Raw genomic sequence first — 14,403 nt, forward strand, 5'->3', positions numbered from 1 at the left:
CAGGTAAATAAATCTGTGTTTAAGAAGAAATAGGACAAGACTTTTCATAAGGAAGTTTTGTCCTTTTTTGCATAGAAAACAATGATGGGATAATAGAAGTAATTATTCGTGTGGATGGAGGGATGAAACAATCGAATTGAAACATATAGATTGGTGGTTTATAATGAAGTTGTATAAATAATTAAAAGAATAAAACAAGATATAGATTGAATATTTCTAGATTTGAGGAGATGCGGTTATGATTAGTAGCTGATTTATAATATATTTACAATATGAATAATAATAGGTAACTGCATCCTATTTAAATTCTGCACTGTAATGCTTGTTTTTTGTAAGAAAAATAATTAAAATATCCAACAGTTGTTATAATTTGTATATAAAAAATATTGACAAATTTATTAAGTTATGATTATAATGATGTCAATATATATGTTATGTAATTATTTTGGTGCCTTTGTAGAGGATAATAGGGAAGCAGGTTCAATTCCTGCACGGACCCACCACTGTAACCGAAGAGTAATTTGCTAAATGCCACTGTTTCATTCCGGGAAGGCGCAAATTTACGATGATGCGGAAGTCAGGAGACCTGCCAGATAATTATAAATATGTGAATAACGGTAAAGTTCACAGTCATTAGACTGTGGACTTTTTTTTCGAGAAATAATGAGTGAAAACAGTTTAATGTTAGAAAAGGAAAACTCTAATTACTAGCTAAAACCTCACATACTAACCATACAATCGATAAAAACACCTTATTGATGGTTAATATGGATCTGAATAAGCAGTATTAGGTTATTCCTTAACTATAAAATGAATAAGTAGCATAGCTACAAAGTTTATTAAAAAAGGAGGACTACTATGACCATCTTAGAAAGTGCTAAAAAACGAATCATTACAGATGAAATGAAACAAGTAGCAATTATTGAGGGGGTGAGTGAAGAATTTATTAGACGAGGAATTGCAAATGGCGAAATTGTCATTCTAAAAAGTAAAAATCATGTGAAGGCTGTACCAGTAGCTGTTGGCGCAGGCCTATCTACAAAAGTTAGTGCCAGCGTCGGAATGTATGATAAAAATGATACCGTAGCAAATGAACTAGATAAGATTTTTACTGCTGTCTCTGCTGGAGCAGATACAATTATGGATTTAAGCGTAATAAATGATATAGATACTATGAGAAGGACAGCCCTAACTACTATTACAAAACCAATGGGATCGTTACCATTGTATCAGGCTATGGCTGAGGCTAAGAAGAAAAAGGGTTCTTCTCTTGAAATGACCATAGAGGATTTATTTGAGGTTATAGAGAGACATGCAATAGATGGAATCGATTTCCTTGCACTTCACTGTGGTACCACCATGGAAGTAGTTAATAGGGTTAAGAAGGAGGGAAGACTTGATCCCCTAGTCAGTTACGGTGGCTCTAGATTAATTGGCTGGATGATTCATCATAATGTAGAAAATCCCTTATATGAAAATTTTGACAGACTATTAGAGATTGCATACAAATACGATATTGTTCTAAGTTTTGCAGATGCTATGAGACCTGGATGTACTCAGGATTCTCTTATTAGTTCACAAATTCAAGAGTATATTGTTTTAGGTGATTTGATCACTAGAGCTAGAGATGCAGGAGTTCAGGTGATGGTAAAAGGACCTGGGCATGTGCCAATTGATCAGATAGAGACAACTGTTAAGATCCAAAAGAGTTTATGTAAAGGAGCACCTTACTTTGTTTTTGGTCCTTTGGTGACAGATACTGCTGTTGGTTATGACCACATCAGCGCGGCCATAGGCGGAGCGATCAGTGCCTATGCAGGTGCAGATTTTATCTGCTATGTTACTTCAGCAGAACATATAGGTTTGCCTAGTAAAGAACAAGTGCATCAAGGGGTTATAGCAGCTCGAATTGCAGCTCATGCAGCGGATATAGCAAAAGGTAATGAAAAAGCGGTAACATGGGATTTAGAAATGTCAAAAGCCAGAAAAAACCTAGACTGGGACAAACAAATTGCATTATCTATAGATCCAGAGTGTGCTAGACAAGTTTGGACGGAACGAAGTGATGATTTTTCATCAGAGTGTACTATGTGTGGCAAATACTGTGCAATGAAAATCGTTTCAAAATTCTTAAGCAAAGAAAAAGTAGGTTAGGGGGAATTCATTATGAATCAAATAGATGCAGCAAGAAGTGGAAAGTATACGGAAGAAATGGAAAAAGTAGCTCTTCAGGAAAATGTTGATATTGAATTTATACGGGAAGGGGTAGCCAAAGGAAATATTGTCATTCCTAAAAATAGATTGAGGGATCGTAAAAACATCTGTGGCATAGGAAGAGGATTAGATGTCAAAGTAAACGCTCTATTTGGAACATCTAGTGATCGAGATCAGATGTCAATGGAAGCGAAAAAATTAAAGATTGCAGAAGAAGCAGGTTGCCACTCATTTATGGATTTGAGCACAGGGGGAGACATTGATGGTATGAGAAAACAGTCTTTATCCCTTGCAACAGTAGCTATGGGAAGTGTGCCAGTTTACCAGGCTGGTGTGGAAGCCATTGAAAATAAGGGAAGTATTATCGATATGACTTCAGACGATTTATTTAACACCATTGAAAAGCACGCTGCAGATGGAATGGATTTTATGGCCATACACTGTGCGCTAAACTTTGACATGATTCATACTCTCCAAAAGACGGGCAGAGTCACAGACGTGGTAAGTAGGGGTGGATCCTTTTTAACAGGTTGGATGCTTGAAAATCAAAAGGAAAATCCATTGTACGAGGAGTTTGACCGTCTTCTAGAAATTATGAAGGCTTATGATGTGGTGCTCAGTATTGGAGATGCCATTCGCCCTGGTTCTACTGCAGATTCATTAGATCAGGCACAAATAAAAGGCTTAATGGTTGCAGGAGATCTTACAAAAAGAGCTTTAGAAAAAGGCGTTCAGGTAATGATTGAGGGACCAGGTCATGTACCACTTAATCATATAAGAACGACTATGGAACTACAAAAGAAATTATGCCACAATGTTCCTTACTATATATTAGGCTTTTTAGCTACAGATATCGCACCTGGTTACGACAATATTACCGGCGCAATAGGTGGAGCATTTGCAGGTATGTATGGTGCAGATTTCCTTTGCTATTTAACTCCGGCAGAGCATTTAGGTTTGCCCAATGAAGAGGATGTAAGGACAGGGGTAATATCTACTCGAATAGCAGCCAGGGCAGCAAATATCGCTCGCAAAAGACCCCATGTATTACAAAGTGAATACAATATGAGCAAAGCAAGAGTAGACAATGATATTCAGGGGCAAATAGACCATGCTATTTATCCAGACAAGCTAAAGAATGCCTTTGCAAGTGGTATACAGGATGTCAATGGCATAGAAGACGAGGCTATGCAAGTTGCAGCAAGATATTTTTTAAATAGGTAAAGCCAGTCACAAGAACTGCAGAAACAAAGAAGGGAATTGATAATACATTTCTGCAGTTTCCTAATATATGAAAAGGTTGAGGAGTGATTAGAGATGAATAGTCTCTTAAGTTATGTAACGGATATAGAACCTTTGGATGTGGCGTGGAAGGAGAGAGCGCACGAGTATTTAGAAACTTTGGCTATACCTCATTGGAGTTTAGGTGTGGTAATGGATATAGCCAAACAATTAGCTGCCATACAGAAGACGCTAAAACCAACTGTTGAGAATAAATGCGTCATTCTAATGGCAGGGGATCATGGGGTTGTAGAAGAAGGGGTCAGTGCTTGTAAAAAAGAGGTCACTATTGAGATGATTGACAATCTATCCCATAGGGGTGCTAGTATTAACGCATTGGCAGATACGGTTCATGCGGATGTGATGGTTGTTGATGTTGGCGTTGCAGTAGATTTAGATGACTATGTTAAACAGGGAACTGTAATTCCTTGGAAGATAGGATACGGTACTAGAAATATGAAAAAAGGACCAGCAATGACTCGTGAAGAAGCTGAGAAATCCATCCTAGTAGGAATTAAGGCTGTAGAAAAAGCGATAAATGAGAAATCAGCCCAATTAATTGCTACAGGGGATCTAGGCATAGGCAATACTACGCCTAGTAGTGCTATACTTTCTGTAATGACTGGCCAAAAGGTAGCAGATGTAACTGGTAGAGGTACGGGAATTGACGATAAGAGATTGAACAATAAAATTAAGGTTATTGAAAAGGCCATTGAACTAAATAAACCAGATCCTAATGATCCTATCGATGTTCTCTCTAAAGTAGGAGGATATGAGATTGGGGGCATAGCAGGGGTAATATTAGGCTGCGCATATTATAAGATTCCTGTTATAGTAGATGGTCTTATTTCTACTGCTGGAGCACTAATTGCCTATGGTCTAAACTGTAATACTGTAGATTATATGATTGCTGGACACAAATCCCAAGAACCAGGTCACAATTATATGTGGAAATCCTTAAATCTAAAGCCTTTACTGGATCTGGGATTTAGATTAGGTGAAGGAACAGGCGCAGCTTTGGCTATGTATATCGTGGAAGGGGCTGCTGCAGTAATCAATAATGTCTTGAGTTACGAAGCAGCAGGGGTGACACCAGGTGCTTAATTTGGCGACTAATGGCAATGGAGTGCAGTATTTACAAGACTTGGCTACTTCTTATTGGAGCTCAGAGGTTTTGTTTTCGGCAGTACAGTTAGACATCTTTTCTCATCTACAAGAGCCTAAGATCCACTTAAGATGTCTGAAAACAGTGGAGCAATTTTTGATCCCAATCAATCTATTATACGACTAAAAAGTCTTGGTCAAGTGTTTGATATCCCTATAGCAAAGTCCCTATTGTGAAAAATGCCACGTCAAAACGGCTAAATGCAACATCTCCCTTGTTTTTTAACAATCGTTTGTTATACTAAAAGTGAGAAATCGTGGATCATATCATAATGATATTATATTTGTTGTAAAGATGGAGTGATAGCATGAAAGTATTTCATTTTTTATTTAATTTTGTATTAATAACAGCTATACTTATCATTATGACTAGCCTTAATTTGGATAAGTTTGTATACTATGTTGTTACAGGATTGTTAATTAGCTTAACTGTATATATTGGACATCTAGCATTTCACAATAAAAAGTTAGAGGACTAGTATATAGGATACGATAAACTGCAGAAATGCACCTCGAGAATATGACAATATCTAATTTTGAGAGGTGCATTTTTCACGGCATTTAGGATATTTTACATTTATTTACACTACGATTACATATTTTAGTATGATTTTTTTAATTAAACTCCATTTATTAGTTCATAATTGTAGGATATTATGCAATTGCATTTAAGGGGGGAATTTATGAAAAATTTAAAACGTTCTAGAACCTTATCGTTACTTGCTGGTTCTCTTTTTTTAATAAATACTATTATAGCGTTAGAAGGCAATTTGTTTATTCTTGTACCAATTTTATTTGCAATCGCAGGTATTCTTTCTTGGGTTAGTGTTTATATAATCCATAAGAGGATTACTAAAGATAATAATGAATAAGGTAATGAACAATATTCATAAATCATGTCGTATAGGTAGAATTTAGCGTCGCATCAGTAGAATATTGCTACAAATAATCAAAAAAAAAAACGAAGAAGTGAAGCACTTTGTTCTGTATTAAAAAGAGGTAATAAATGGATACAATTAACAAATTGAAACCAATAAAAAGAAGTAAATACCGTTTAATTGCCGGCAAGATTTATTATACATTATCCCGTTATTTGTTATGGAATTCTGGTAAATTTAAATTTGCTCATCATAAAATTTTAGAGTTATTAGAATATGAATATTTTTCTCATAAAACTCTATTATTAAGAGAATTAAAAGATGTTGATATGCAATACCAGTATAATAAAATTATTAACCTAAAAATAGCTGTAAAAAAAATTGATAGCATTATAATTAAGCCTGGAGAAACCTTCAGCTATTGGAAACTTATCGGAAAGCCTACATTTAAAAAGGGCTATGTTCCTGGTATGATATTATTTTGTGGCTCTTATACGATGGGTATAGGTGGAGGCTTATGCCAACTATCTAATTTAATATATTGGATGACTCTTCACACACCATTGACGATTGTAGAACGCTATCGCCATTCTTTTGATGTTTTCCCTGATTCAAATCGTACACAACCTTTTGGGAGCGGAGCCACTTGTGTTTATCCATATAGAGACTTAATGATTAGGAATGATACAAACGAAGATTTTCAGCTAAAAGTTAGTGTAGGGCACTCTTACCTGGAAGGCAGTTGGTTATCTAATAATAAACCAATTTATAAATACGAAGTTATAGAAAAAAATCATCAATTCAAGAGTGAGTATTGGGGCGGTTTTAGCAGGCACAATGAACTATATCGTAAACGATATAGTATTACAGGTAAATTTATTGATGAACAATATATAACTGAGAATCATGCATTAATGATGTATTCACCATTTTTAGAAACCAGCTCAGAAATTTAATTAAATGAAACCCTTAACGTAAGCGGCAATCACTAAATTATATTGCTAATTTCATCTCGCTTATCAGATTAATTATTATTCATTTATTTAAACACTAATTTAAAAAAAGAAAAAATAAAACAAACTTAGCTCGTAATCTTTATATACTGTATAACAGTAAAATTATACGACATAAATAAAAATATAGTGGAGGTAAAATTATGTGGATAATATTAGGGATTATTGCTATAGTAGCAACTTTTATAAATCTTTATATGTATAAAGCAGGAAAGGATTATAAACTTGCTATGGCAATAGGATTATCATTTACAGCATTACAACTTTGTTCAGAATACAGTCTTGTATCTAGGTGGGTAAAAGTGGAGGATTGGTCGGCCTTATTAGATGTAGTACCTGGTATGGAAAGGGCGTTATGGGTTTTGACGATTATATCTATTGTACTTAATATAACACCTATACTTTTAGAACTAAAAAATAAAAAATAAATTCTTTTATAATGACGCATTCTTATTAGATTGTGTCATAACAGTAGAAAAATTGCATCGTGCAAATGGGCGACCAAAGGTGCGCCCCTACCTATTGGTATCTAAGTTGTAGGGGAGGTCTTTGACCTCCTGTGACGAACAATTTTTATAGACTTTTCCACAATAATGAATTTATGCACGATGGAAAATATTAAAACAAAAGATTTAAAAATTAATTCTAAATAATTAAGGAATATTACACTTAAAAGGGAGATCCATATGGACGATTTAATAGAAATCATTTTAGAAATTATTATTAAGGTAGCTGTAAAAGGATCAAATTCAAAGCGAGTTCCTAAGCCAATAAGGTACATTTTGTTTGCCTTAATTATGGCACTTTGTTTAAGTGTTATGGCGTTTTTTATTTATCTAATGGTAACTATGGATAGTAGCTTAATTGTTAAGCTTATATTTTTGGGAGTAGCTGTAACTATTGATATTTTCCTTTTTAGATTAATCAAAGAAATCATAGTAAGAAATTGAGTATCATAATATGAGAGGTAGGTATTTGCGGAATAAAGCAAATTTTGATGTAAATATTTACGATACTTATATAATAAGAAATTTTCTGAAAGAATTTTAAGGAGAAAGTAGTCTATAATGAAGTTGCGTCGTAAGATAAGATATTGCAAAGTAAAAGGAAGTGGGCAAGAAGTAGCATATGCTGATGTGAGTTTTATTAATAAACAGAGCAGAAAGTAGAACGCTAGACACAATCTCGCCTTAAGGCGATAGAATTCCCGCTTTCTGCTTTCCGCATTTAGCAAGCCATTAGTCCTCCCTAAGCTTTACAACCTTCGCGGCACTGCGCTTTTGATCCTCGCTGATGGCTGCGTAGTGTTTTTTCGTCGTGTTTACATCTTTATGGCCTAGGACGTCTGCTACTAAGTAAATATCTCCTGTTTCTCGGTATAAATTAGTACCGTATGTACTTCTCAGCTTGTGAGGGGAGATATTTTTTAAAGGGGTAATAATCGTAGAGTACTTCTTTATGAGCTTTTGTATGGCGCTTACGCCAATTCGTTTCCTCTGCATAGAAAGGAAGAAGGCTTTTTCGTTGCCAGGGTAGGGGGTAATGGCCTCTCTTACGGCTATGTAGTCTTTTAATAAATTAGCAACTTCTTCGCTAAAGTAGAGAATCGTCTCATTTCCACCCTTTCTAGTGATCTTAAAGCTATTGTTTTCAAAATTAAAGTGATCTAAGTCTAAACCAACGCATTCACTCACTCGAATGCCTGTCCCTAAAAGCAAGGCGAGTATGGCTAGATCCCGCTCTTTATTGTGATTGTGATACTTCTTTTGAGAGTCCGTCAATTCTTCTCCAGATTCAACTAAATCCAGTAAATTGGCTACTTCATCTACTTCAAGGCGAGTGATAGGCTTTTCTTTGTTTTTAGGCATATCCACTAAGATAGCTGGATTGGTGATAATCATCTTCTTTTTAAAGAAGTATTTATAAAATGCCCTTACACTAGATAATTTGCGAGCTTTTCCTGTATTGGAGTTGGTATAGGCGATAAAAGTATCTGGATCCTTGTAATTGGGTAGGGAGTAGAAGGACAAAAATTCTAGAAACTTTTCTATATCAATGGAAGATATTTTGTCTAAGTCCCCTACAACAAGATCTTGTATCTTTTGACCAAAAAAAGGGTCTAGTTCGTTGGTAATAAAGTAGAAGAATATCCTCAAATCAAAGGCATAAGCAATTCGAGTTTTAACGGAGGTATTTGGTTCAATGCCTCTGAAGTAAATCTCCGAAAAAGGGGGGAGATCCTTCATTAATGTTCTCAATTTAAGAGTCAATTGAGTTTCTTGTTCTTTTGCAAAATTTTCATTTTTCATTTATCTCATCCTTACTTAAAGTCGCTAGTCACTAGCATCAGGTATTCTTTTGGGGTCACAAGGCATCCTTAAGGCAGTGATTAATATCGCATAAATATACACATTGGTTGCTAGTCATTAGTACTTAGTCACTAGCACTAGGGTATTCCTTTGGGGTCAAGATCCTTCGCTGCGCTCCAGGATGACTGGGCAGGAGCTCGGGTCAAAATAGTGCCTTCGGCACATTAGTTCTAAGTTTTACGTTGTAAGTTCTATGTAAACTAGGGAAAATCCTCAGAAATCAAAGATTCTATATGTGTATATATAATGAGGGTTTAAATAATAGCTAATTATAATTTGATTATATCATTAATTTAAGCTGGCGATATCATGAACAAGTATTATTATAGCTAAATGATTTTTGAATTGAGATAGAGAGTAAAACAATAAGGAAAAGAATAGACGTACTAATTTGAAAATCATAGAAATAATAAGGAGGAAATGACGAATTCAACTTTCTGTTAAACAATAGTTTAAGGTAAAGTTGCTCTATTTTTTGACCTTAACAGAGTATCCTATGTAAATTTATGGAATTGAATTTTTTTTCTATTCTCTACTCTTTATATTTTACTCTCTCTATTTTAGTATATTGCAGTTTATCATTTTTAGGTCAATTGTTTAAAATTAATTCAAATTAATATGAAATATATTTTAATTGCCAGATAAAAAAATACTCTTAAGAGTTTAAGTATTAATAATTATAACTTCTCAATTTGACTAAACATACAAATTAACTGACTAAATATTCATATTTCTAAGAACTGTAGATGAAATATTTCTTCTTGATTTTGGATTTTGCTCTGTTCGAGTTTGTATAAGATGCTGTACTGTTCGAACGCTTATTTGACTTTTTCGCTGGCTTAAAAACAGATAATTGCAATCAGTACTCATCCGCTCCTGATCTATGTATTCTTGCAAAGCCATCTTTGTTTCGCTTTTAAGTGGAAATTTTTTTGCATCTCCATCATTAAAGCTACTATTAATTTCATGTTTTTCAAAAGCAAAATCTTGTAATTTAAGATGAACTAACTCCTGTAGACTTATAGATGAGTCTAAGAGTAAAAGCAAAATAGCCTTATCCCGTAAGTGATTTTTGCCATGGATACTTTGTATAAGTTCTAAAATATCATCAGATGATACATCTCCTGTATTTTTATTTGGTTTTTTCGCTATTTTAGGCATTTCTAGTTGGTCGCAAGGATTTGTATCTAGGTATCTTTTGATATAGACGATAAAATGGTAAAAAGATTTTAAGCTAGAGATTTTTCTTGCCTTCGCTGCTCCCCCATTTTGTCGAATTTTGTCTAAATAATTGTTATAAGAAATGAGATCTACATCGGAAATTTTAGATAAGAGCTTTAAGTCTATATCTGAGATATCAATAGAATCAATATCTTTTTCTTCTAATCGATTCATTCGACTTTTCATATATTTTAAGTATAATGAAATATCATAATAATAAGCCTGAGCAGTTTGAGGTTTTGTTTTGCGGGAATTTAAATAGTTTAGGTATTCTTCTAATACAACTGGAAGTTTTCTCTCCATTGGGTTTCTGGACTCCTTTCTTTTTTGCTGAAAATCGAAAGCTGAATGTGGAAAAATAAAAATCTAAATTATCAAAAGGCACTTTCTTGCATTTTCCAATCGTTCAACTACTGTTTGTATATTATACCATATCCAAACATTGCGCGAAATAATATTTTGCGCAATGTTGTAATAACTAAAAACTGCATATTTACAATTAGAGAAAAATGTATAGATTACTTCAATCTTGAATATATTGAAAGCAGAAAAATGCTACTACCTTAAATTGAATGTAAAAGCCTTTAACCCATCCAATCGTTCTAACTATTGTTCAACCCTATTTAAAATTTGACAATAAGCACGCATTGTTAAATTAGCATCAACCATCCCTTACATATACCCCCATCTGCTAACAAAATATCCTAAAAACATGTCGCATAATTGATATTATGCGACATGTTGTGGTATAATAGAAGTAAATAGATGCAAAATGGCTTAAATTCGCTTATATTTTGATTTTACACTTCGCAGGATAAATACCTTATGCAATACTCAAAAAATGTCTAGAAATGCAAATATAGGCTTAGTTTTTTAGGAGGTAAGATATAAAAATGATACTATTAGAGAAAAAGGAGTATCCACATCAAGTCAATGAATTTAGAAAATACCTTTATCACATTCAAGGAAAATCTACGAACACTGTAGAATCCTATAGTTATGATCTTTATTTATTGTTTCAATTTTTAGTAGACTACAAAGGAATTAATAAAGAAGCATCACCTCTAGAAGATTTATCCTTTATTGAGGCTGACTTTATTCAAGATATTTGTTTAAATGATTTTTATGCATTCCTAAATTATTGCAAAGGGGAGCTATCGAATAAGAACGCCACTACTGCTCGAAAAGTATCTGCTATTAGGGCCTTCTTTAAATATCTTTATCGGAAAGCAAAGATGCTTAATCATGATCCAGCAGAAGAACTAGAGATTCCAAAAATCGAAAGGCGCTTACCTGTACACTTAAATCAATACGATGCTCAGTATTTCCTCGATTCCGTAGAGGGTCGAAATAAAGAGCGAAATCAGTGTATTGTAGCTTTGTTTTTGAATTGTGGTTTGAGACTTTCTGAGCTTTGCGGTTTAAACCTAAATTCTATAAAAAGAGATTCAATCTATGTGGTTGGAAAAGGTAATAAGGAACGAGAAGTGTATTTGAATGATGTAGCTCAAAATTACCTCGAAAAGTACTTAGAGATTCGAAAAGGTATGGAGGTTAAGTCGAAAGCATTATTTTTAAGTGAGCGAAAGCAAAGAATTAGTCCAAGGACTACGGAACATATGATTAAAAGATTAATTGATAATTGTGGTTTAAACGAAAAAATTAGCCCTCATAAATTAAGACATACCTTTGCCACTTTGCTCTATAAAAACGGTGTAGATATACGAAGTATTCAAGCTCTTTTAGGTCACGAGAGGCTAACAACTACTCAAATATATACTCACACAGATAATGAAATCTTAAAAGAAGCGGTAAACACCTCTCCCCTCACCTTTTAAGGAAAAATTAACTGCAGTTAATTTTTCCTATATTTTTTTCATCTTTTAGTTGACTTCTTCCCATTAAGCCAGTATAATAATACATGTACCAAAAATAAAGAAAAAATTTAGGGGTATAGCTCAGTTGGTAGAGCAGTGGTCTCCAAAACCATGTGCCGAGGGTTCAAATCCTTCTACCCCTGCCAATAAGTATTTATGGAAACCAACATATTGTTGGTCGTTTTTATTTTTTGGATTCTCCTATTATCTTAATTGTTTTTTACCTTTTAATGTTTCAAAAAGTCAATTTTGAAGTTTCCTCTTTTTCAAAATTTAATTGGAGCAACACTAGAATTCCTGATAACAAATATATGATTGCGGTTACTACTATTTTCATAGCGATATTAATATAAAGACTTTCTGGATTATATGGTGTGCTCATAATTTGTATGATTATCATAAACGAGCTTGACAGAAATTAAATTAATTTATGGCTCATTATAGATGCATCCCTTTCTGATTACTTCTTCTTGGAGCACATTGGAATACTCTCTTTCTAATCTTGCAGGTTGTTATTACTGGAGTAAAGATTATGAGGAGCGCATTCAGTTGTTTTATTATAATCAGGATTCCATGACTACAGATCCCTATGTAAATCATATGATTTGATAGGCACATGTTCAGGATAATCTGGATAATTTCTATATATTATTTGCACTCTTCTGTCCGGAAGCCATCACACTTTTTTCTAGATAGAGTGCTCTAAATAATCTGAAAGCATGCACTAGCACTTTTTGATTGAAATATTCACCTTTTGTGTCTATATTTAATATAATAGTTAAATATGTGTATTGTTGCATATTATATTAATAACTCAGTAATTGTTAAAGAAAAATAATTCTGAGATGTAAAAGGATGATTTTATAGTGTCATGGCATGCCTATGTATATTGCCACAAAAATAAAGGGAATAATTATACAACAATAGAAAACAGAACATTATATCATGGTCAATTAATATATTTTAGAAATAACGGAGATGGAAAAGGGTATATTAGAGATTATGCAGCAAATATCTTTTATCATGCATTTGATCATAAAGGTACTAAGGTTGAGGGACTACCGATTAAAGCAGGTTATGGTGATTCCAATGGAAATATTATTTATGGTATAAGCGAATTCAATAAAAGAGTGTATGGAGATAATCATGCTCACGCAGGTGGCTCTCATTATGGAGTAAGAAAAGATGTAAAGCTATATAATTCAGATGGCACGTGGAATAGGACTCTTCCATCAATATATAGGATAATTATTGGTGCAGGACAAGGATATACTACCAATAATAATCTTTTAGCTTCTAACTTCTCTATGCTTAGATGTTGGGGTTATAAAACAAATACTGGATTAGTTATAGAAACAAGTGGTCTTTATGTTCTTAACGACGTTACGCTGTTACCACAAAACTATACTTTGAACACTAAATAGTTATTAAATAAAATAGCTTTCCATGGTAAGAATAAGATGAAGGCTGACCCTAAGGAGTCAGCTTTCATCTGTTTTAAATATATTCAATAAAAATGGGTATGTTAATTACAACTCAATTTTTCAAGGTATTTAGGTAATGAAATCCCTATTTTTCAGTTGCTTCAAGCATTTTTTCGTAGACAACGCCTATTTTAGGTGTATGGTAGAGTGACAATGTGTGTTTTGTTTCTTTATTCCTCATTTATCTGAGTATAAACATTTCCTTTTTTATCTACAATGATTGCCTCGTCATTATTTTTTTCATTCTCTTCGCTCTTTAATTGGCTATAAATATTTCCTTCTTTGTCCTTAAGAATAGATGTCTCTTTTTTTTCTTCAGTTAGTAATCTTTGGTAACTTGATCCTAAAACGACTAGAGAAAGACATACTAAAATTGTACTTGTGAATTTCACAAATTTTTTCAATACTTCATCTCCTATCTAATCTAATTATATACATTTATTTATATTTACTCTATCACTTTAATTTTAATAGGTCAAGTTGAAAAAGTTTTCTGTAAACAAAGTAGTTTCAAAGTAAAATTTTGTTTTTGATTGCTTTTCTTTTGCTATTGCTTTTTTCAATATCTTACCCCAAATTACCGGCTCATGCTGGCTAGATTTTTCATCGACATTTATTCGTAGCGTCCCCTATTGCCAAGGACTTGCGTAATAGCTGTATTCTACCATTTTTTACTATCAGAATAAGAAATATTTATTACAACTGTATTTGTCAACCGAAATTTAGGCCCTTACAACAACTTTGTATATACTCCAACTTTTTCTGCAATAAGCAAAATTTTTGTACACATCTTCTCACACAAGAAATTTCCATATACTCAGATGGAGGAGCCCTCTATCTGAGGCGTTTTCATGTTTTTTTATATGTCTCCTTTTGTTTGTCCATTATTCTACTCCTATTTC

At 33.5% G+C, this 14,403-nt stretch carries 13 protein-coding genes, 1 tRNA gene and 1 riboswitch; of the genes, 11 read left to right on the forward strand and 3 right to left on the reverse strand.

Annotated elements, in window-relative coordinates; genetic code table 11:
* Window positions 1-428: 428 nt before the first annotated feature.
* Window positions 429-608, forward strand: a riboswitch (cobalamin riboswitch).
* A gap of 250 nt (window positions 609-858) precedes the next feature.
* From thiC to DES36_RS11625, 8 genes are all read left to right on the forward strand, one after another.
* Window positions 859-2,154: a phosphomethylpyrimidine synthase ThiC gene (gene thiC, locus DES36_RS11590; protein ID WP_113921371.1), complete on the forward strand. Its 1,296-nt coding sequence runs from the start codon at window positions 859-861 to the stop codon at window positions 2,152-2,154.
* 12 nt (window positions 2,155-2,166) lie between these two features.
* A complete protein-coding gene (bzaB, locus tag DES36_RS11595) occupies window positions 2,167-3,438 on the forward strand; it encodes a B12 lower ligand biosynthesis ThiC-like protein BzaB (RefSeq protein ID WP_113921372.1) in 1,272 nt (423 codons plus the stop codon).
* A 93-nt stretch (window positions 3,439-3,531) separates the two neighbouring features.
* Window positions 3,532-4,599: a nicotinate-nucleotide--dimethylbenzimidazole phosphoribosyltransferase gene (gene cobT, locus DES36_RS11600; RefSeq protein WP_113921373.1), complete on the forward strand. Its 1,068-nt coding sequence runs from the start codon at window positions 3,532-3,534 to the stop codon at window positions 4,597-4,599.
* A gap of 368 nt (window positions 4,600-4,967) precedes the next feature.
* Complete coding sequence (locus tag DES36_RS14890; RefSeq protein ID WP_170128283.1) at window positions 4,968-5,138, forward strand: hypothetical protein; 171 nt, start codon at window positions 4,968-4,970, stop codon at window positions 5,136-5,138.
* Between the two features lie 204 nt (window positions 5,139-5,342).
* Window positions 5,343-5,531 carry a hypothetical protein gene (locus DES36_RS11610; RefSeq protein ID WP_113921374.1) on the forward strand — a complete coding sequence of 63 codons (189 nt, stop codon included), beginning with the start codon at window positions 5,343-5,345 and terminating at the stop codon, window positions 5,529-5,531.
* Between the two features lie 134 nt (window positions 5,532-5,665).
* A complete protein-coding gene (locus tag DES36_RS11615) occupies window positions 5,666-6,493 on the forward strand; it encodes a VanW family protein (protein WP_187387064.1) in 828 nt (275 codons plus the stop codon).
* Window positions 6,494-6,693: 200 nt separating this feature from the next.
* Window positions 6,694-6,978, forward strand: a complete 285-nt coding sequence (locus DES36_RS11620) for a hypothetical protein (RefSeq protein WP_113921375.1) — start codon at window positions 6,694-6,696, stop codon at window positions 6,976-6,978.
* Window positions 6,979-7,236: 258 nt separating this feature from the next.
* Window positions 7,237-7,500: a hypothetical protein gene (locus DES36_RS11625; protein WP_113921376.1), complete on the forward strand. Its 264-nt coding sequence runs from the start codon at window positions 7,237-7,239 to the stop codon at window positions 7,498-7,500.
* 288 nt (window positions 7,501-7,788) lie between these two features.
* Here DES36_RS11625 and DES36_RS11630 read toward each other — a convergent pair whose 3' ends face one another.
* Entirely contained in the window at window positions 7,789-8,859 is a 1,071-nt protein-coding gene (locus tag DES36_RS11630; protein ID WP_113921377.1) for a tyrosine-type recombinase/integrase, read from the reverse strand.
* 777 nt (window positions 8,860-9,636) lie between these two features.
* Window positions 9,637-10,443, reverse strand: coding sequence for a tyrosine-type recombinase/integrase (locus tag DES36_RS11635; protein ID WP_113921378.1), 807 nt, complete (start codon window positions 10,441-10,443; stop codon window positions 9,637-9,639).
* A gap of 590 nt (window positions 10,444-11,033) precedes the next feature.
* Here DES36_RS11635 and DES36_RS11640 point away from each other — a divergent pair.
* From DES36_RS11640 to DES36_RS11650, 3 genes are all read left to right on the forward strand, one after another.
* A complete protein-coding gene (locus DES36_RS11640; protein ID WP_113921379.1) occupies window positions 11,034-11,978 on the forward strand; it encodes a tyrosine recombinase XerC in 945 nt (314 codons plus the stop codon).
* Window positions 11,979-12,087: 109 nt separating this feature from the next.
* Window positions 12,088-12,163 (forward strand) — tRNA-Trp (locus DES36_RS11645).
* 720 nt (window positions 12,164-12,883) lie between these two features.
* Window positions 12,884-13,441 (forward strand): hypothetical protein, encoded by a 558-nt coding sequence (locus tag DES36_RS11650; protein ID WP_113921380.1) that lies wholly within the window; start codon window positions 12,884-12,886, stop codon window positions 13,439-13,441.
* Window positions 13,442-13,671: 230 nt separating this feature from the next.
* On the opposite strand, the gene DES36_RS11655 is transcribed toward DES36_RS11650, so the two are convergent.
* On the reverse strand, window positions 13,672-13,905 hold the full coding sequence (locus DES36_RS11655) for a hypothetical protein (RefSeq protein ID WP_113921381.1): 234 nt from the start codon (window positions 13,903-13,905) through the stop codon (window positions 13,672-13,674).
* Window positions 13,906-14,403 lie beyond the last annotated feature (498 nt).

This window comes from Alkalibaculum bacchi (assembly GCF_003317055.1).
GTDB classification, from domain to species: Bacteria; Bacillota; Clostridia; order Eubacteriales; family Alkalibacteraceae; genus Alkalibaculum; species Alkalibaculum bacchi.